Origin of the sequence: Grimontia hollisae CIP 101886, from assembly GCF_000176515.1 — a bacterium.
Lineage (GTDB): Bacteria > Pseudomonadota > Gammaproteobacteria > Enterobacterales > Vibrionaceae > Enterovibrio > Enterovibrio hollisae.
Genome location: NZ_ADAQ01000013.1, coordinates 867,637 through 888,449, shown reverse-complemented (window position 1 = coordinate 888,449; position 20,813 = coordinate 867,637). Strand labels below are relative to the sequence as shown.

Annotated in this window: 17 protein-coding genes; 12 read left to right on the top strand and 5 right to left on the bottom strand. The window is 39.7% G+C overall.

Annotated elements, in window-relative coordinates; all coding sequences use genetic code 11:
• Window positions 1-23: 23 nt before the first annotated feature.
• The 7 genes from VHA_RS16860 to VHA_RS16830 are packed head-to-tail and all read left to right on the top strand — an operon-like array spanning window position 24 to window position 8,714.
• Window positions 24-1,322, top strand: a complete 1,299-nt coding sequence (locus VHA_RS16860) for a DUF4910 domain-containing protein (RefSeq protein ID WP_005506519.1) — start codon at window positions 24-26, stop codon at window positions 1,320-1,322.
• Between the two features lies 1 nt (window position 1,323).
• Window positions 1,324-2,745, top strand: a complete 1,422-nt coding sequence (locus VHA_RS16855) for a capsular polysaccharide export protein, LipB/KpsS family (RefSeq protein ID WP_005506517.1) — start codon at window positions 1,324-1,326, stop codon at window positions 2,743-2,745.
• Window positions 2,746-2,754: 9 nt separating this feature from the next.
• Window positions 2,755-3,873 (top strand): CDP-glycerol glycerophosphotransferase family protein, encoded by a 1,119-nt coding sequence (locus tag VHA_RS16850; RefSeq protein ID WP_005506516.1) that lies wholly within the window; start codon window positions 2,755-2,757, stop codon window positions 3,871-3,873.
• A 10-nt stretch (window positions 3,874-3,883) separates the two neighbouring features.
• A complete protein-coding gene (locus VHA_RS16845) occupies window positions 3,884-5,587 on the top strand; it encodes a hypothetical protein (RefSeq protein WP_123912580.1) in 1,704 nt (567 codons plus the stop codon).
• Window positions 5,559-6,785: a CDP-glycerol glycerophosphotransferase family protein gene (locus VHA_RS16840; RefSeq protein ID WP_050778576.1), complete on the top strand. Its 1,227-nt coding sequence runs from the start codon at window positions 5,559-5,561 to the stop codon at window positions 6,783-6,785. The genes VHA_RS16845 and VHA_RS16840 overlap by 29 nt, the downstream gene beginning before the upstream one ends.
• A gap of 1 nt (window position 6,786) precedes the next feature.
• Window positions 6,787-7,584 (top strand): hypothetical protein, encoded by a 798-nt coding sequence (locus tag VHA_RS16835; protein ID WP_005506510.1) that lies wholly within the window; start codon window positions 6,787-6,789, stop codon window positions 7,582-7,584.
• 35 nt (window positions 7,585-7,619) lie between these two features.
• Entirely contained in the window at window positions 7,620-8,714 is a 1,095-nt protein-coding gene (locus tag VHA_RS16830; RefSeq protein ID WP_158161628.1) for a CDP-glycerol glycerophosphotransferase family protein, read from the top strand.
• Between the two features lie 150 nt (window positions 8,715-8,864).
• On the opposite strand, the gene VHA_RS16825 is transcribed toward VHA_RS16830, so the two are convergent.
• Entirely contained in the window at window positions 8,865-10,820 is a 1,956-nt protein-coding gene (locus VHA_RS16825; RefSeq protein ID WP_005506506.1) for a polysaccharide biosynthesis protein, read from the bottom strand.
• A 192-nt stretch (window positions 10,821-11,012) separates the two neighbouring features.
• Between VHA_RS16825 and VHA_RS16820 the strand changes: the two genes are divergently transcribed.
• The 5 genes from VHA_RS16820 to VHA_RS16800 all read left to right on the top strand — a co-directional run bounded on the left by VHA_RS16820 (window position 11,013) and on the right by VHA_RS16800 (window position 16,266).
• The gene (locus tag VHA_RS16820) at window positions 11,013-11,945 is read left to right on the top strand and encodes a UDP-glucose 4-epimerase family protein (protein ID WP_005506504.1); all 933 of its coding nucleotides are present in this window, start codon (window positions 11,013-11,015) and stop codon (window positions 11,943-11,945) included.
• Window positions 11,946-11,948: 3 nt separating this feature from the next.
• Complete coding sequence (locus tag VHA_RS16815) at window positions 11,949-12,506, top strand: sugar transferase (protein ID WP_040529155.1); 558 nt, start codon at window positions 11,949-11,951, stop codon at window positions 12,504-12,506.
• Window positions 12,507-12,728: 222 nt separating this feature from the next.
• A complete protein-coding gene (locus VHA_RS16810; protein WP_236994874.1) occupies window positions 12,729-13,451 on the top strand; it encodes a glycosyltransferase family 25 protein in 723 nt (240 codons plus the stop codon).
• Window positions 13,452-13,754: 303 nt separating this feature from the next.
• Window positions 13,755-14,771 (top strand): O-antigen ligase family protein, encoded by a 1,017-nt coding sequence (locus tag VHA_RS16805; RefSeq protein ID WP_226926532.1) that lies wholly within the window; start codon window positions 13,755-13,757, stop codon window positions 14,769-14,771.
• 139 nt (window positions 14,772-14,910) lie between these two features.
• Window positions 14,911-16,266: an MBL fold metallo-hydrolase gene (locus VHA_RS16800; protein WP_005506498.1), complete on the top strand. Its 1,356-nt coding sequence runs from the start codon at window positions 14,911-14,913 to the stop codon at window positions 16,264-16,266.
• Between the two features lie 72 nt (window positions 16,267-16,338).
• Here the strand turns inward: VHA_RS16800 and VHA_RS16795 are convergent, their stop codons facing one another.
• The 4 genes from VHA_RS16795 to VHA_RS16780 form a co-directional block, all read right to left on the bottom strand.
• A complete protein-coding gene (locus tag VHA_RS16795; RefSeq protein ID WP_005506497.1) occupies window positions 16,339-18,492 on the bottom strand; it encodes a YjbH domain-containing protein in 2,154 nt (717 codons plus the stop codon).
• A 2-nt stretch (window positions 18,493-18,494) separates the two neighbouring features.
• Window positions 18,495-19,310 carry a capsule biosynthesis GfcC family protein gene (locus VHA_RS16790; protein WP_005506496.1) on the bottom strand — a complete coding sequence of 272 codons (816 nt, stop codon included), beginning with the start codon at window positions 19,308-19,310 and terminating at the stop codon, window positions 18,495-18,497.
• Between the two features lie 4 nt (window positions 19,311-19,314).
• A complete protein-coding gene (locus VHA_RS16785; RefSeq protein ID WP_005506495.1) occupies window positions 19,315-20,025 on the bottom strand; it encodes a YjbF family lipoprotein in 711 nt (236 codons plus the stop codon).
• 93 nt (window positions 20,026-20,118) lie between these two features.
• Entirely contained in the window at window positions 20,119-20,382 is a 264-nt protein-coding gene (locus VHA_RS16780; RefSeq protein WP_005506494.1) for a hypothetical protein, read from the bottom strand.
• Window positions 20,383-20,813 lie beyond the last annotated feature (431 nt).

Here is a 20,813-nt window from a genome sequence, read left to right as displayed (position 1 = left end):
TTAACGAATAGAATGAACAAGTAATGTTTGAAATTAATAATATTGGAGAGTATATGTACTCTCTTGCTGATGAGTTATTTCCAATCAATAGAAGCTTAACTGGTAAAGGTGTTAGGATAACACTTTCTATTTTAAAAAGAGAACTACCAGATTTGGAAATAAATTTTTTTTTAAGTGGTGATAAAGCGTTTGACTGGGTGATACCCAAGGAATGGGATGTAAAGTCTGCTTATGTGGAAGATATAGATGGTAATCGAATTATTGACTTTAAAGAAAACAACCTTCATCTAGTAGGATATTCAATACCAATAGATAGGTATATGACAATTGATGAATTAAATAAAAATCTATATTCATTACCTAACCAACCTGATGCAATTCCTTATATAACATCATACTATAAAAAAAATTGGGGATTTTGTCTGGCACACAATCAACGTCAAGTGTTACTACAAACACCTAATAAAATAGTAAAGGTGAAAATTGACTCCAAACATTTCGATGGAGTTATGAATTATGGAGAACTTTATATAAAAGGAAAAAGTAATAAAGAAATTTTACTTTCTACTTATATTTGTCATCCGTCTATGGCTAATAATGAACTGTCTGGGCCTGTTAATGCAGTAGCATTAGCTAAGTACATAAGTTGTAGAAGTGATAATAATTATTCCTACAGAGTTCTTTTCCTACCAGAAACTATTGGTGCAATTAGTTACCTTAGTAAAAATCACCTTGATTTAAAGGAAAAAGTTGTAGCAGGTTTTATATTAACTTGTATGGGTGATGAAAAATCTTACTCATTCATGCCGAGTAAATATGGTAATACTCGAGTAGACAGAATTGCTGAGTATGTAATGAATAATTATGTTGATAAATATTCAAAGTATTCATTTTCTGAACGAGGTAGTGATGAGAGACAATACTGTAGTCCCGGGATTGAGTTACCAATAGTATCTATAATGCGGTCGAAGTATGCGGAGTATAATGAGTATCACACATCGCTAGATAATATGAAGCTTATATCACCTAGCGGATTGGAAGGAGCTTTCGATAAGGTAAGTAAGTGTATTGAAATACTTGAAACGGATGAAATTTTCCATTGTAAACTTTTATGTGAACCACAACTTGGTAAGCGAGGACTTTATCCAACAGTAAGTACTAAAGACACAGTAAATCAAATTATGCCTTTGAGAGATGTTCTAATGTATTCAGATGGAAGTAACTCTCTTTTTGATATCGCAATGATAACAGGACACGATTATTTTGAAATTTTAGAATGTTCTAGAAAGTTACTAGAAAGTGATTTAATTGAAAGAGTTTAACATGGATTTAAACATAAGAACATTAAGGCATAATACAATGTTTTGGGGTTTTTTCCAGAATATGGAAGTAAAGTATATTAATTATATCTCTAAGACCTTAAGAATTAAAAAGGTTCATGTGTCAAAATCTTCTGTAAATTATAATATATTTAGGTTGGTATCGAGAAGTGCAACACCTGAAAAAAATTATATATTACCATTAGGTTGGATGGAGAAATTTATAAGTAATCATTTTTATGAGTTTATTTTTAATTATGACAGATACTCAAGTAAATTTGAAAAAAATGCTATAACGGCACACGAGGATAAAACGCACTCTGATTATTTATGTGCTATTAGATATTATTTAAATTTTTTTTACTCCACATTTAAACATCATGATATTAGTCAAGTTATATTTAATAATCCACCTCATCAAGGCATGGATCATGTCATATATTTTTTGGCGGAGGAAATGGGGTTGGATATAAATATACTCTATCAAACAATTATACCAAATAGATTTTTCTGTTATAAGAAGAAATCTGATTTCGGTTACTATGAAAAATTTATTACGTATACAAATGCAGGAGATTATTCATTTGAAAGAAAATTTGAGAAAAAGCTTTTCTATATGGAAAAAGGAGATACATCAAGTCTGTTTGTAGTAAAGGGAATAGTAAGAAAAATTGGTCTATACAGTAGAAAAATACGGAAATTAATAAAGAAATTCAAAAATAAGAATGATTTTGAAAAACTTATTGATCATCGAAAGAAGAAGTTAAGATCTAAGATTGTATATAACTCTCACTCAAGGTTTTACTTAAAGCATAGTAAAGTAGCAGAATCTATTGATATAAACCTTGACGAAAAATTTGTCTACTTTCCATTGCACTATCAACCAGAGCTCACAACGTCTGCATTAGGTGGTTTATATAATGATCAACTTCTAGCCATTGAGAATCTTTCTCAGGTCTTACCTGATAATTGGATGATTTATGTTAAAGAAAATCCAAAGCAAGGGCATTATATGAGAGAGAAATCGTTTTATGAAAGGTTATCGAAAGTCAAAAGTGCTAAATTAGTAAGTAAGAATATTTCCACATATGATTTACTCAAAAGCTGCAAAATTGTTGCTACGATCTCAGGGACAGTTGGTTGGGAATCTTTAAGTGGGGGTAAGCCCGTCGTCATTTTCGGTATGGCATGGTATCGAAATTTCACAGGTTGTTTTAAATATACACATGATATTGACTTAGCAAGTATATCCGAACAACAAGTTAATTATGATGTTTTACAAAATGAGGTAAATGAATTTTCAAATTCATGTAATAAAGGAATTATATCTACTGCATATACAAAATTATTTAATGATTATAATGTAAATATGAATAATACTTATTTACTTAACTTTTTCGATAAGTTAACTAGAGTTGAAATGTGATTTAGGCTTATGAGCTATCTTTTGAATGCAGTAAAGTTATGTACTCTTTTTATCATTGACTTATTTGTTACAAAAAATAAAAAATATATAACCTTATACACATCAACAAATGTACTAGATGCTAATCTTTTATGTATAAATAGCTATATTAGCTTTTATCATAAAAATCATGTTGTAAAATGTCTTAAAAATAATGAAGTCACTATAACCAAAAATGGATTGATATGTCTTTTCCACATGATGCGAAGTCATGTTATTATTGTTGATCATACAATCCCAAGATATATTAGTAGCTGTAATCGAAAAATTTATAATACTTGGCATGGTATACCAGTAAAGAATATTAGATATTTGGATAGTAGTCGTTTTAATATTTCTTTCTTAAAAAGAGAAGCAAGAAAACTTGATGGATTAGTTTGTTCTTCTGAGTTAGATAGGGCTGTTATGTCTGCATGTTTCCAAGTTGAACCTAATAAATGCATTATATCTGGTTTACCTAGAAATGATATTCTATTGTCAGAAAAATTAGAATGGTTTGATGATCCTCAAGAAAAAACTCTTATTGAAAAAATAGCAGGTAGAACTGTGATATCTTGGATGCCAACATATCGTGGAAATTGGTACGAAAATAATGAAGTAGCTCCATTTAACCTTTATGAAGAGTCTCGTTTATCAGAAATCTTGAGTAAAAATAATGCGGTACTTATCGTTAGGCCACACAAGTTCAGTAAAATACAATCATTAAACATTCTAAATTCTAGAGAACAGATCATAGAGGGAGGTGAATTTACTATTACAAATACGATACTTAAGCATACAGATATATTGATAACTGATTATTCTAGTGTTTGGATAGATTATTCTCTCATTTCAGAACGTATAATTCTATTTACATATGATAAAGACGAATATGAAGATGAGCGCGGAACAATATATCCTATTAAATCAATTTTTAAAGGGAAAATAGCTAGCGATTGTGATTCTCTTTTTTTTCAATTAAAGTATTACTTTGATAATTTATCCTTTAAAGATATAAATAACGATAGAAATGATAATAAACTTTTTTTTAAATTTAATGATAGCAATAATACAAGACGGCTTATAAATGAAATACTTTCATCTACTTAAGAAGTTTAATTTGAAAAAAATATTCATTAGATTTAATGTTATCGAATTTAATAATGATATAATATTAGATAAATCAATTAATTTATTCCAACCAATAAGAGTGTTTTTAAGTTTATTTAGCATACAACAGGCGAAGAAATATTATCTTACTTCAGATTATTTTTCCTACTCCAAAGTTATAAATCAATACAGGGATGTTTTTTATAGTTTAGGTTTAGTAAAACCCTTATTAAGAGCTGCACTCTTGTCTGGTGATAATAAAAATGCAAGGATCTTAATGATATATTCTATTGTTGCCGATCCAAGGTGTTGTTCTTTTTATATGTTTCTTCGATTGGTTAAGGAACATAGAATTGATGTAAATGATTTTGTTGATGAATTAAGTAGAATTTTATCCTTTGATGAAATAAAGTTATTCGAATTATATTATTATAAAATCGTTGATAGTGAATACGAATACTCGAATGTTATAGATATAATATACTCCAACTTTATTTCAATGAATTATGACTTAAATGTTAATTTGTATGAATCATCAAAGAGGGAATTTTTCAATTTACCTACACACTGCGTTGATATAGTATTGAAATCATTTATTTTATCTAATAAAGAAACGAAACTTGGTCTAATTAATGAAATTGTTTTTAAACGTGCATCAAGCAAGCTAAAGACTGAGTTCTTTTTGTCATTAGAAATGGTTCGTGAAGGAATGAGCGAAAAGAAAAACAGATATATGGCAGAGTTTCTTGGGAGAAAATATTCTAATAATTTTGTTAATTCAGTTCTAAATATTGATAAAGAAAAACAACTTCTAATTATCAACTCCTGGGGGCCAGGGGATGATATACGTTTCTGCACAATTATTCCAATTTTACAAGAATTAGGCTTCCATAAAATAACATTTACATGCGATCCGAGGCTATTTAATCTTTTTAATAGACTCTATCCGGATGTTAGTTTCATTCCTTCAATCAGAGATAAGGTTGTTACATATCAGAATATCATTCATTTTAATAAATTAAAACATATAAAATTACACCATATTCTTGATAATAATGTAGGTTATCTGATAGATGGGGTTGAACAGTTTACACTTATAACTAGTTTGTTGCCGATATTGAATTTTTCCAAGCCTACAAAAATAGATAAGTTAAGAATACTCAACGGGTATTTACCATCAAAAGAGTTGTCTTCTTTTATTGACGATTTGAAATTATCTAATGGTCTTTTGGTAGGGGTATCATGGAGAAGTATGTATAATGATGGTGTTAGAGGGATAGATACATTTGATATAAAATTGATAGATAAAATTTTCAAGGATACAAATGATGTAAAAGTCATATCTCTTCAATATGATCTCTGTGAATCAGACATAAAATATTATCATAAATCAAATCATAAAAAATTATTTATCCCTCCGATAAATCAAAAAGATGATTTTTTGGCAGTCTTATATCTTATGAACCAGTTAGATTTAATTTTAGCGCCAGGAACTACTGTTCTTGAAATTGCAGGACTTTCGACAACCGATACCATCGGTATGTTGGTAGATCCATTACAAAAATATAGAGTTAATAAATATAAAGATATATGGTTTGATAACTTGAGGTACTTAATGAAACCTGGCACTTGTTCAATGGAAGAGTTGGTGAATATTGTTAAAAAGGAAGTGACACGAATTGAACATGACACGAAAAATAAGTATAAACTTTAGAAAGTTTTTGGGTGTAAGGATAGAAAGTACTTTAAGAACAATAGGTATTGAGATAATTTGTTTTTTAGGAAGAATATTAAGCCACTTTTTTCTAGTAAATGAAAGAAAAATTATATTTGAAAGTTTTAATGGTAAATTCATATGTGATTCGCCTCTTTATCTATTAATTTCTCTGAACAAAAAAAAATGTAATCTGGAAATTGTTATTGTTTTTGATAGTCAGATAAAGACTAAAATTACTGCTGAAAATGGCAATAAAATACAGTGGGTTAAGTTTGGTACATTTCAATATTATAGAGAGTATTTCACTTCAAAGTATTGGGTGGCAAATTGCCGGTTGCCTTTTTTACTTTTCAAGAAGAATAACCAGGTATTATTTCAAACATGGCATGGAACCCCCCTAAAGCGATTAGGTTTTGATATAGAAATTGATAACCACCCAACTAGTTCTTTAAAATCAATACAACAGGCATATAGAATTGAAGGTAAAAGAACTGATTATTTTCTTTCAAATTCTAGCTATCTAACTGAAAAATTGAAATCAGCTTTTTGTTTGAAAGAGAATCAGATATTAGAGTTTGGATTACCTAGAAATGATTTGTTATTGGGAGAACTAGAAAACCAACAACTTATCCAGCAGCTAAAGAATAGATTAGAGTTACCTTTAGGAAAGAGGGTTTTGTTATATGCCCCAACATACAGGGATGTTAATTATTTGAATGGTGAATATTTCACGCGGAACCTTCTTGATGTTGAAAATTTTGTAGATACATTTGGTGACGAGTATGTATTAATGTTTCGAGGGCATTATTTTACATCAAATATAAAAAGTAATAGTTCCTTCATTGATGTATCTAAATACCCGAATATAACAGAGCTGTTGTTAATTACTGATGTTTTAGTCACTGACTACTCAAGTATAATGTTTGATTTTTCTCTAACTAATAGAAATATATTTCTTTTTCAGACAGATTATAGAGATTATTCAAACAATATCCGTGGTGTTTATTTTGATATTAGGCAAGTAGTGCCAGATATATGCTGTGATACTGTTGAGGAACTAATAAAGAAGATAATGAGTTGTGATACTCATACATCTAACTCTTCCTTTCTGAAGGATGAGTTTTCCAAAGATGGTTTGGTAAATAGTTCAGATTATTATATCGACAACTATTTTTTTAAAAGTTTGAGTAAATAAGATGAAATTTTTTAGTGCCATCAAGATTATATTTCGGCGCCTGATTCAAGATTTTTATATAATAAGAGAAATACATGCCCTTGATTATGTTTTGGCTGGTGTGCAAGTATATAAATTGTCTTTTTTTTATTTTCTTGGTGGATTTCTAAATATGCTTGTAATGTTTCTTCCAATTAAAGTTTTTCTGCTAATGTCTGGTGTTAGTCAGATTAGTAAGTTTACTGATCTTAGAGGTGAATATGGTTCAGAACTATTTGTTACAGGTTTGGTGTTTTTAATTTCAAGTGTTTATTTGGTTAATATATTAGTTCAACTTTATACTAGTCGTTTGGAAAAGACCTCTCAAAAAAAGCTTGTTGATGAAACATATAGAACAAAATATGGTGAATATGGAAATGGTTTTGTTTGCTACTCTTTTCGAGTTTTTTCTGGAATTATTGGAGATATAATAATGTTTTCAATATCGACATTACTTTTCTTTTTTGTCTCTCCAACGTTTTGTTTTATTTTTTTACTAAGTCAGATTTCTTATTTATTTATTGTTAAGTATTTTGTTTATACTAACAATAAGTTTCGATTTCTTGATAGAATGCATTTAGAGAAAGGACAAGCAAACAACATAATAAGCAGTTCTTTTTTTATATTTTTATTTGGTGGAATTGTTTTTTCCTTCCATGCTACTGAACTATCAGTTGGTTGGGCTATATTGTTACTTTTACTTTCACGAATTGCTAACAATTCAACTAAGGGAATGTTGAATAAAATACAAGCCATTAAGAAGAAATTAAAAAGAATATGAACAATAGAAAGTACAATTCTCATAGATTAATGATTATGTTATCTGGTTTGATTCCATCATTTATTTCATTATTTTTGAATAGAAATAGTTTGAGAGTTACACTTAATTCTGAATTTAACACTGAATTTAATCATAATACAAAAACACTTTTTTTCTTTCTTATTAACAATTATCCAGAATTTGAGGTTAAATTTGTTATTGCAGATAAAAAAAAGAGAGAGTTATTACTACACCAATATGGTGACCATTTTATAGGAAACAGTAGATTTTCTGACATCTATTATATATTGACATCAAAATATTGGTTCACATCTTCATTAGAAACTCCAGTTGGAGGTGTATTTCATTCCTTTCGGAGAAAAGTTTTTCATTTGGGTCATGGCTCACCAATAAAGGCTATTGGTCTTCTTGAAGGTTACTCTAACTGGCTAAAAAAGGCTTATTATAGAATGGTTAGGACTAACTTCAGCTTTTTTATATCTAGTTCCGATTTGTTCGATATTGCTTGGTCAAACTTTATTGGTGTGGGGAAGGAGAAAGTAGTACGTGCGGGTCAACCTAGAAATGACAATTTAACAATTAAAGATGAGATGAATAGTAGTAAAAAAATTCTTTATGCACCTACTTGGAGACCTTTTTCTGATACACTTTTATTTCCTTTTATTGATTTCTCACCAAATGATTTGAGTTCTTTTCTCTCTGAAAGAGCTCTTGAATTGCATTTACGATTACATCCAAATTTTGAATCTAAACTTCCTGACAATATAGCTCGGTTAGACAATATAACAATCCTAACTAAGGAAAAAATTGACGATATTAATGTCGTTTTAAATCAATATGATATTCTTATTACTGACTATTCAAGTATATATGTAGACTATTTACTATTAGATAAACCTATTGTTTTCATTCCTTATGATTTTGAGGAGTATAGAAGTAAAATAGGATTTTCCATAGACTACTGTACTCTTAGCCCTGGGCCTAAACCAACTACATTTAAATCTCTGCTTAGAGAAATTGATCAGTATATTAAAAATGAAAACTATTACAGAGAAGAACGCAGCATTGTTAACGGTTTGTTAAATCCCATTAAGAGCGGGCACTGTCAAAGTGTAGTTGATATTATGTAGTTGGCCTATAATAAATGATCAATAAACCAGTGATGTGCTATTCCCACTCCATTTGGATCAAAGTTTAACGGTATAAGATCCGATATATCATAGGAAAAGAAGTTGTTACATTTATAGTCTCATCTATAATTTTAGGGGTGATAACAGTTTTCACAATAGATTACGCCTTTTACTTGCAGAGTATTCGCTTCGCTTTTTAGATAACTGAATAAGCTTAGAGTCATCAACTGTAGGGGCAAAGCTTAGAGGAGCTTCCTTTAGTAATCTAATCATACTATCGTCGTCGTATTTGTCACTGAGCTTTTGAATATATTCTAGAAGCCGTTGCATTTCTCCCCAGCTAAGCTTGTCTTCACAGGCTGTCATTATTTTAGGATGAATCGTTCCTTCTACATTGTCACCCACTAAGAGCTCTTCAAATAATTTTTCACCGGGTCTTAACCCTGTAAATACAATCTCTATTTCGTCTTCTGAATTGCATTCTTTTCCATCATTAGTGTCCATCACTACTTCTTTCATGCCCATCAAATGGATCATTTTCCTTGCCAAATCCAGTATTTTGACGGGCTCTCCCATATCTAATACGAAAACTTGCCCATTCTTTCGCATGGATCCGGCTTGAATAACTAACTCAGCAGCTTCCGGTATCATCATAAAATAGCGAGTAATATCCGGGTGTGTAACGGTTACAGGGCCGCCTTTTCGAATCTGATCGCGAAATAGGGGGACAACTGAACCAGAACTGTCGAGAACATTACCAAACCGTACCATTGAGAAGCATGTTGTATCCTGTCTATCTGAGAGTGATTGCAATACCAACTCCGCCAGTCTTTTACTGGCTCCCATAACATTTGTAGGCCTCACAGCTTTGTCGGTAGAAATAAGCACGAAGTCTTGAACACCACTTTCAATTGCGGCTTCAGCGCAAAACCATGTTCCTAACACATTGTTACGTACGCCTTCAATGATATTGGCTTCGACAAGTGGGACATGCTTGAATGCTGCTGCATGGTATATTGTTTTGACTTTATGTTGTTCCGTTACCAATTGAACAAGCGTCTTGTCTTGTACTGATCCTAGAATACTTATAATTGATGTATTGAAGCCTAGGGTCAGCTTGGTTTGTTTCAACTCCCTCTCAATCTTATATAAGTTGTACTCGTTGAGTTCAAAAAGAACTAATCGATCAGGTTGTTGCTTTATGATTTGTCTACATAGTTCAGAACCGATAGAACCTCCCGCGCCAGTAACCATCACCGAACGATTCTTAATACATCTCGCCAGCAATGAGTCGATTGGCTGAACGGGCTTTCTACCAAGCAACTCAGCTACATCTAAATCTCTCAGTTCTGAAATCTTGGCTTTACCACTTGCCAGATCATCTAAAGAAGGTACGGATTGAACCTCTAAAGGTAATGCAGTCAGTTTTTCAACCAGTTTGATCCTATCGGCTTTGTCGATATTGTTGATGGCCAGTAAAATCTTCACGGGTTGGTAATGCGTCAGCAATTTATCAAAGTCACCAAATTTGTGGACTTTGAGTCCCAGCAGTATTGTTCCGCGTTTACCTGGGTCATCATCGAGAAAGGCTACTGGGTGATATTCATTACCTTGCTGCAAGGCATAAGCTAAATCTCGTCCAGTAGCACCCGCACCGTAAATGAGCACATTAGGCTTTTTTCTTTTCCACTGATGATAGTAAAAAGCGCGAAGTAAAATTCTTGGGCCGCCCAGAGCCAGAATTGCCAGTCCGGCGTAAATAGCAGGTACACTTCTCGGTACAAATGCCTGGAATAAAAAGCCAAATACAGGTACAGCTAATGATGAAACCAACACCCCCAAGAAAATATTAGCCAACGCCGGTACAGTGATGTATCTCAGAACAGCTCTGTACATCCCTAACTTAACAAATACGGCAAGCGTGACGAATACCGTACACGCAAAGGTTGTGTATTGCTCCAGTGACAGGTCTAGTATTGGTTTATCCAATCGCAGGGCATAAGCAGCATAAAGAGAGAGCCATATCGCTAGAAAGTCATATGCGATACTGAGTCCGCGTTTTTTGTAGCGAGGTGTCGACAAAAACATTTTGACTGGTTTGAGCATTTACTCGAGCCCTTTTGACGTTACATTTTGCTTAGACTCGTCCTAAAGAAGTAGAAAGCGAGCTGGAATGATGTCATCAGTATGACACGTAATATGGCCCTAGTGTGGAAGTAGCCAGTAGCAAAGCGTTGACTTTTATTACTTAAGTGTAGGTACAATATCGCCAAGGTGAAATAGTGTTGTGAGTAAAATGTGAGATTATTAGTTACCGGTGGTCAAGGTTTTGTCTCCAGTCAATTTATCAAATTACTTCAAAGAGAAGGGATAGAATACATCAGGCACGTAAGAACGTTTGGGGAAAAGGATGACTTTGTCGCTGATTTAACCCAACACGTTGATTGGCTGGACGCTTTATGTGGGATCGACGTAGTTGTTCACTGCGCCGCTCTTGTTCATCAGCCAGACATAAGCCTCACCGATACTTACCATGCCGTTAACGTGGAAGGCACGCTCACTTTAGCACAACAAGCAGCCAATTCTGGTGTAAAGCGTTTTGTTTTTCTCAGCTCTATTAAGGTTAATGGAGAGAAAACGGAAACTGGCTGCCCTTTTACAGAAAGGGTCACTCAGCCTCCATCCGATCTTTATGGCAAATCGAAGTATCTCGCCGAGCAAAGCCTGAGGGAAATCGCGAAGAGTACAGGAATGGAAGTGGTGATTATTCGTCCGCCATTGGTCTATGGACCGGGTGTAAAAGCGAATTTTCGTGCAATGATGTCATGGGTAAAAAAAGGGATCCCCTTGCCATTTGGTATAACCGGTAATGCGCGAAGTTTGGTGTACATTCACAACCTTACCGACTTTATCTTGCTATGCTGTACGTCACCAAAAGCCGCGAACCAAACATTTTTGGTGTCAGATGGTGTAGATGTGTCTACATCCCAGCTATTGAGTGCACTGAGTGACGCGATGGGTAAAAAAAGCCGGTTGTTACCTGTACCTAAATGCATCATGACAAGCTTACTTTCGCTGGCAGGAAAAAAAGCGGTCTCTCACAGGCTATATGACAATCTGCAAATGAATATCGAACATGCTAGAAGCACGCTAGATTGGCAACCTCCCTTTTCCTTTGAGCAAGGCATTCAAGAAACCGTCGACGACTTTATGAAAAATGGTGAGAGGTAATTGATGTACAGAGTGATAGATTTGACGGTTTCCTTTATTGGCTTTTTGATTCTGTTACCAATACTTATCCTCATAATCATTTTGGGCTATTTCGACACGGGGTCTCCCATTTTTTGTCAAACGCGTGTGGGCAAAAATCAACAACCGTTTATGCTGTTCAAGTTTCGGACCATGGCGCTTGATACTGAATCGGTGGCGACGCATCTCGCCAGCGCTTCCTCTGTGACGAAACTTGGTCACTTTCTTCGCAAGACAAAACTGGATGAATTGCCTCAGCTTATCAACGTTCTGAAAGGAGAGATGAGCCTGGTGGGGCCGCGTCCCTGTTTGTTTAATCAACAGGAGCTGATTGCAGAGCGGGAGAGCCGCGGGGTTTTTAAGGTGTTGCCAGGCATTACAGGTCTGGCTCAGGTGAATAATATAGATATGTCGGCACCTAAACGCCTCGCAGAATGGGACCAGAAGATGATTCAGTGTCTTACATTGAAGCGCTATTTTACTTACATTGTTCAAACCATCACTGGTGGTGGTGCCGGTGATAGGGTCAAAAAGCAGCCATAATGGCCACTACTGTATCCCTTGCTGCTACTTCCTTATCGTTTCTTGGTGAGAGAAGCGTTTTTAGCCATATTAATTTCCCTTCATAGGTGTTTTTGCCTACGGCTTCTCGGTGAAACGTAACATAACAAACCCAGGCAACTCGCCATTTTCTGCAATCTAAGATAGACTGCGCCCCCAGATAAAACCCCAAGAGTGTTTCTAATGTCCGTGTCAAATGTTTATGTGATTAGCCTGAAAAGAAGTGTTGAACGCCGTGAAAAGATTGCTAAAGAAATGGCAGAAAAAAACATTGCGTTTACGTTCTTTGATGCGGTGGATGGGCATTTGGGAGAACCTGAGCTTGCGGCTGATTATGATTATCGTAAACGCCTTTGGTTAACCAGTGGCAAAACGCCAAGTAAAGGTGAGCTGGGTTGTTATGCCAGTCATTATGCATTGTGGCTCAAATGTATAGAGCTTGGTGAGCCTATCATTATCTGCGAAGATGACATTGAACTTCATGAAAACGCGAAAAGCATTGTTGAGTACGCCTTGATGGCTGCCAACGAGTACGGTTTTATCAGAATGCAATCTGTCTGCAAGGGGAGCGCTACTACTGAGGTAATCAAAGATGGTGAGTTTTCTCTTCACCTGATGAGGGATAACTACGGAGGTCTTTGTGCTTATGCTATTTCACCAAAAGCGGCATCCAGATTGATTAAACACCGCTGGTGTTTCCCTGTTGATTGTTTTGTCGGTGCCAATTACATTCATGGGCAATATTCCTACCAGTTAGAGCCATGTTTTATGGCTGATCACATTGGTAACGAATCAACTATCCAATTTGAAAAAATGGAAAAACCGCCGTTCTACCGTAAGTTATCCCGCGAACTGTATACGCTCTATAAGAAAATCATGCTTTCGATCATGTATTGGAAAAAATGTCGGGCGCTAAACGTCAAATAACCTCTTGAAATATTGCGCACATCCTGTGCGCATGTCCATAACCTACTAAACTTACATATATTATTTTTCTGCTAGTTGAAGATGTCAGCGATCACTTTTCAAAATATTATCCCATTCAATAAACAGCGTCTTGAGGCGCTATTTTTGCTTAGCCCTCTTGCCGTCTTGTTTCTTGGCATATTTAACATCGCGGAAACCAAATCAATACTTTCCCGATTGATCCCCTTGGTTTGCGTGTATTGTCTGTGGTTTTACCGTGATGCCCTTAAGCAAAATTGGCAGGCTGCGCGCACCCGCCCACTAATGATTACCAGTCTCGTGGCCTTTTTCTACTTTGGTTTTCCACATTTGCTGCGGGGGGATGAATTTGCTTTTTCACGCACGTTAGTGACCTGCCTGATTTACCTGCTTATGCTCCCTTGGGCACAGCTACCCCGTCACTATTTGACGAGGATGTTGATTTTCGCAGCGATCTTGTGTGGCTTGAATGCCATGTATGAATTTTGGGGCTTAGGCATACAGCGGGTTGGTGTAGCGACAAACCCGATCCCTTATGCCTTGTTTTGTGCATTTATGGTGCTGGGTGCATTACACCAATGCTTGATGGCGAAATCATGGCCATGGCGCATTGTTTCCTGGTTGGGTGTTGCGTTGGCTGGCACGGCAATCGTGCTAACAGACGTGCGCGGCGTGATTTTATTCTTGCCAGTGGTCATGGTGTATATGGTATTGCGTATTGTCCAGCCATCCTTTCGCACGTATTTGATGGCGCTGCTAGCGGTTGCACTGTTGTGTGGGCTGGGATACAAAGCCTTTGAAGACAAAATTCAACAACGCATTGCGGTCACAGAGTACGAATTCACGCAGATTGCCAATGGCAATTTTAATACATCGATTGGTATTCGCCTTACCCTTTGGCTGCAAGGAAAAGAAATCGTATCCCAAGCGCCAATTTTTGGTGTAGGCGATGATGCACTTCGGGAAGATATCAGTGCGCGATTCAACCGTGGAGACTCTAATCCTCCCCACCTGCACAACCAATATTTTGATACTTTGGCCCGGTACGGTGTTCTTGGGTTGATGGTGCTGTTAGCGTGGTTTGTGTCGCCACTGCTCTATGTTACATCTTCTGCCCCCCATGGCGGAGTCGGTTTTTCGCTCGATCCGCTGCTAAGCAGTTTGATGTTGATGGTCGCGTTAGCGGGTCTAACCGATGTGCCGTTCCATCACACGCATCTGGTCTATTTGTTTACCTTGTTTACTGGTGCCTGGCTGTTTATGCCATCAGAAGCAGGTAACGAAACGGCTTCAGTACGTTAGCCATCGCAGCGCATATCATTGCTTTACTTTTTTGCATGCTGAAATTTACCATCCCTCTCAGACTTTGTCTGTGAGGGATTATTTTTCTCCCCGCTCGGGCATCATGGTGTGAAATGAAAACCCACACGGGATCGGTAACATGCACATCATTCATCACGGCGCCAAAACCGGTGTGACAGGTTCTTGTCACCAATTGACCACCGAAAATGGAAAGCTCCTTATCGATTGTGGGCTGTTTCAGGGCGATGAAGTACGCGCTTTAGAGATAGATTTTGATGTGCAGGATATTGATGCATTAATCTTAACCCACGCACATATCGACCACATTGGCCGATTGCCCTGGCTGCTTGCCGCTGGGTTTACGTCACCCATTTATTGCACATCCGCTACGGCAAGCCTCGTCCCCTTAATGCTGGATGATGCATTGCGGTTGCAGTTGGGCCTCAACCATAAAGAGAGGCAACGTATTCTCAGGTTGATACAATCACTGATTGTTCCCGTTCACTATGGCACCTGGCACAGTATCAAGCGCCAATCTCACCCTGTTGCCGATATCCGCTTCCAGCCTGCCGGTCATATCCTTGGATCTGCTTACGTAGAAGTGACATTGCCGACTGGGGAGCGCCTCGTTTTTTCAGGCGATCTTGGTCCCAGTCATACGCCATTGCTGCCTGATCCCGTGTCGCCTGAGCGTGCAGATATCCTGGTGATTGAAAGTACCTATGGGGATGGCATTCATGAGTCTATCGAAGCACGCGCCCAAAGGCTAAAAGCACTGATCAACCGATCGCTGCTTGATGGTGGGGTGATTTTGATACCTGCATTCAGCGTTGGGCGCACCCAAGAGTTGTTATTCGATATAGAAGCCATCATAGCCACACAACTGAATGAGGCTGAAAAGCAGGCATGGTCAACCCTTCCCGTGGTGCTGGATTCGCCAATGGCCGCCAAGGTCACGGAACAATACCGGACGTTTAAAGCGCTGTGGGGAGAAGAAGCCAAGTGGCGGGTAGAAGCAGGCAGACACCCACTGGCATTTGAGCAATGCATTACCATTGATTCCCACCAGGATCACCAGGCGCTCGTCAACCGTCTGAAACAAACCGGAGAGCCTGCCATTGTGGTCGCTGCCAGTGGTATGTGTAATGGCGGGCGCATTCTAAACTATCTGGAAGCCTTGTTACCGGATGCCAGAACGGATGTCATTCTGGCGGGTTATCAGGCAAGAGGCACACTGGGGCGCCAGTTGCAGCAGGGATTAAGCCAGGTGGAAATCGACAACCAATGTATTGAGGTGAATGCCCATATACACACCATGTCCGGGTATTCTGCCCATGCGGACCAAGCCGATCTGCTTGCCTTTATTCAGGGGATCCCAACAAGGCCTAAAGAGGTGCGTATTGTTCACGGGGATCACGACGCTCAGGAGGCACTGGCAAACGAAATAGGCAAGCGCGGACTGGCAGAGCGGGTAGTGATGGGAAAAGAAAGATAGGCGAAAAACGGGAATGCTCCCGTTTCTCGCCGTTTTATTTTGCTACCTGTTTGTTCGTCACCTCGTTATTCACTACTTGTGGGTGAACTCCGAGCGGGGGTAGCGTGCATCTGTCATGCTGTAAAGGCTATATTTTCTCGTCAGCATTTGGCCACCATCGCGGGAAAGGGGCGTCCAGCCGATATAGGCGCGGTTAGCACTGGGTTTAACGGTAAAAATGTCAAACGGAATGGAAATATAAAAGCCTTTGTTAAAGCTGCCTTCGCCGAACTCTTCAGCCGAAAGGTTGGTTTTGGCAACATAAGCACCGGCAATCACACCACTGTCAAACTGCTTTGAAATATCCAGGGTGATCCCTTCATCCTCTGCCAGATATTTACCGATACTCGCTTTGATCAGCAAATCATCAAACCAGCGCCACTCCGGGCGGTAATAGGTGGTGAAATGCCCTGTCGGTGTACCGGTTTGTACCCGGTAATAGCGGCCTGTCGTTGGGTCAAAATGGCGCTCCTGGGTAAAAATTCCCCACTCAGAATTCGGATCGCGTTGGGCCACATAGTTCATGTCGATGCCAAACGCCCAGTTGCTGTTCAGCGGACGGTACAGGATTTCCCCCCCGACACCGGCAAACATGGTTTCCAGATAACCGCCATAAGCCTGAACATAGACACTGTCACCAACCTTATCAAACGCCGTCAGCTGCAAGTTATTCACACGTACTGTGTTGTCAGAGATATATTGGCGAACCAGGGTACGAACCCGTTTCAGATCTGTGCCATCAGGCGGTACATCGTACTTGAATTTGTCATAGTTATCGTAAAGGTTAACGTAAACGCCGCCACTCAACTCCACATGATCGCCAAACCAGTAACTGGCCCCGGCCGCAATTCCCACATTGAACATATAAAAATCTTCAGAGCCACCAATTGACTGCTGAAGGTTGGGTGACACACTGACAGACCAGGGCTTACGGGTGTCTACCTGCAGCGTTCCTCTTGGCGAACCGGGATCAACCCGCCGCGTGGCATCTGTCACGCTGGCGCCGATATAATCCTGATTCGCTACCTTGCGATAAGCCTCTGCGTCAATCACTGTCTGGGTAATAGGCTGGTTGGCTTTTTCTTCAATCAGCGTAAAGTGCGTGGCTGTAGATCCTGTGTTTGCCAGGATCATCGCCGCTTTTTCATGGGCAATGTCGCGGTTACGGTATTTAGACTGATTGCCCACGACGGTCACCGAATCATTGTCGGCATAAACCTGAGTATCGCGATAACCTGCAATGTCCGCTAAATCAACGGCAACTTTATCCCAGTCAATGTCAGCAACATCGTTTTCCTGCTTGCCGTTATACGTCGGTGTTGGAGTATCTATCCAGTGTTGCGACAGGGTGTTGAAATTGGTTTTGAGTGTAAAGCCCAGCGTCCAGGTGTTTCCTCGCTCATAACTGGCGCGAATGTCTCCCCAGCGGCCAAAGCGGTACACCAGGCCATAGTTGAAGTCGGAATCTTGCGTTATATTGGGTGCAAAATCAGAGGCATAGTTATTGCCGTCATACTCCACTTTCAAGCGAAGTGGCTCCCAAGGCGTCTGGTATTCCACACCGCCAAACACAGACATACAGCCTGTAAACCACCGATCGTAATCAAAGCTGCCCCCTTTGCCTTTGTAAGAGGTATCCCGCCCACAATCGACATCACCGCGATCATTGCCGCGAAGGTTTGCACGGTTCCCCAGATAACCCCAGCCAACACCTAATGTGACATCCAGTGGCCCAATATGCTTGCTGGCCGCAATATACTCGCCATCAAACAACCCGGTTCCCCCCAGATCGCGAAGTCCTACCGAGGTTTCCGGCAACCAGTAACTCTCTTCCCAAAGGCGCAGCTTTACGTCAATGCCTTTATCGGTGTAATAGGTGTCACCACTGAAGTTCACATCACCGCTGTAAAGGCGCTCAGGCACCTGGGTATAGCGGATAGTTGTCTCCAGCCACGGCATCAACTGTAAGGATGTATGATAGTGGTGATAATCATGGTTAAACGTGGCACCCAGAGAAAACTCGCCTTCCGGCGCAACACGGCCGGTTGGCATTTGCATCAGGCCGACGCCGCCGAAATCACTTTGTGTCGGCTGATAAGGTGGCAGGGAAACAGTGTTCGCGATAACCGGCAGGGCATGCAGTACCGCGAGTGATAAGGTGGATAATTGGAAAAATCGACGGTACATGACTACATCACCCGATGTTGAAGAAGACGTGGAAGCGTATCGTTCAGCGACGCAAGGCCGAAGGGCAACCGCTGAAAAGGCACAAAGATAACCGCCCCTGGCGCAACGTTTTGGTGCTGTGCGTTCCAATAGGCGGTGTGATGGATAGCCAACTCACCATTGGGGGAAATAACCGCCACATCGCTGATCCCAAAGCGGTTTAGCGTGGGTGACTGGGTAAGGTATTCGCGTGCGCTGGTAAGAGCAGTGAAAGGCAAAGTGTGTGGCTGGGTAACCGCTCCAATCACAGATACCTGTTTAGCACGCGAAGGCAGGATCAATGTCACCTTGCCTGTTATCAGAGGATTAGTGTGACTGCCAGCCAGGTAATGGTCTTCATCCAACGGAAGGGGAAGACGTTCTCGGAACGTGGCGTTTTCGACATAATCAATCAACGCATCGACCGCATTGGCATACGTCGGATCATCTGCCCATTCAGCGCGTAATGTCTTTAAATCCTGTTTCACGCTGTCCAGAAGTTGTGCCGTTTCTGGTGACAGCACATGGTTGAAAAGCGCAGCCCCTTGCCAGTCAATCACATTGCTTTGATGCGCTCCGGCGGCAAGGTGGGGGCGAATAACCGCAGCGCTTTCGGAAACCAGCTGGGACACGCGGGGCGGATGTTCAAAGGTGAGAGTGAACCCGGTTTTGCCCTCGATAGACGGCGTGACGAATACCTGCGTGTTGTCGCTGGCTTGCGCAATCAGGGGAAGACAAAGCACGGCAGGTAATGCGCAGCGAAGGAAACGACCAGACACGAAAGAAGAAAAGGAGAGCATAGCGTTATTCCTCACCGGCAAAGGGTTTTAGCACTGTGATTTCAATGTCTGCCAAGCCTGGCGCAGGGGTTTGTCGACTGGCGATCACCCGCCCGCTTGAGGGAGAAATCCAAAACGCGTTCTCAAACTGCACACCAAGCTCGGCGGCGCTGACAGATTCGATAAACAGCAATGCCTCCACCGGTTTTTCATTCACCATAATGGTTTGCAGGCCACGGGGCTCAAAGACAGCATTGAGCGTTACACCGCTGTAATTCCCTGGTTGCCAGTCAACCTGTCTGACCCATGTTCTGGGCGTGCTGGCATTTAACAAGCCTAGAGCCAAAGGATCGGCTTCGTCGCCATAACTGGCCGTCAGGTTGCCGCCAAGCAGGTTCACAGTTTTTACCAGCCGTCCGCTTTCGGTCACCAGCATTTCATTGTTGGCTGAAAGCCATTTCAGGCGGTGAGTGCCAGAAAGTGCGGGGTTGGTGGAAAAGGTGTTCTCTGCATAGGCAAGCACAAGAAAAGCCTGTGCGCTGCCTTCAACCGTGGCGTACAGGCTGGCATACGGCAGATCGATAACCTGCTCTGGTGGCAAAGTAACATCGTCATAGCCAAACAGTGCCAGTGACAGCGTGTCTTGAACGTCTTGGTACTTTTGGCTGCACCCAGAGAGGAGGCTGACAAAAACAAGCGCCAGCATTGAAAAGGTGAGGGGTTGTTTCATCTTCATACTACGTTGTCACCCGCAATTTGGCTGCGGTATCTAAAAACAAGAAAACCGAACAGCTTTCACTGTCCGGTTTCATTACAACCCAACGGCAAATTAGCCTTGGGTAGTGACGGATGTCGTTGTTGCTGTGTCGTTGTCTGACGCATCAACTGCAACCACGGCAGCGGCTGCGACAGCTGCACCAATCGCAACACCGGTTGCCGTTACACCACCTGCCGCTGCACCGGTTGCTGCAGTCGCAGAACCTGCCGCTGAACCAGATGTGGTCGCAGTTGTTGATGTCGTCGTTTCAGTTGCTGCCAGCGCAGGAACAGACATCAACATTGCAGCAATGGCTGCAATCGCTGTTTTTTTCATAAGGATACTCCGTATCAAAAATGTATTGCCTGTCTATAAAAAATAACCAGGTACTTGAAATGCTAAACAGTTGACACAGGTAAGTAAACCTAAACATGACTCAAAAATGAGATTTCATTTTCTATTTTGAGAAAACGAGACATCGCTGGAGCATAATTGCCCCTTGTTGCTGTGCTGAGTAGAAAAGAGCGTCGAGAAATGAAGGTGCTAATGCTGACTACCTCTGATATCAACACGTGCTTAAAGAGGCAAAAGTGCGCGTACCTAAAGATGATGTCCGCCTAATTTTTGACACATTATTCACACTTATTTTTCTTTTCCCTGATTGTAAATCCCTCAATCTTCATTCGCTCCTTCCGTTGTATCTGAAATTATTCAACTTAAAAACAATTAGTTAATCTTTGTTTGTTTGCTTTGTAACACGCGTTTGG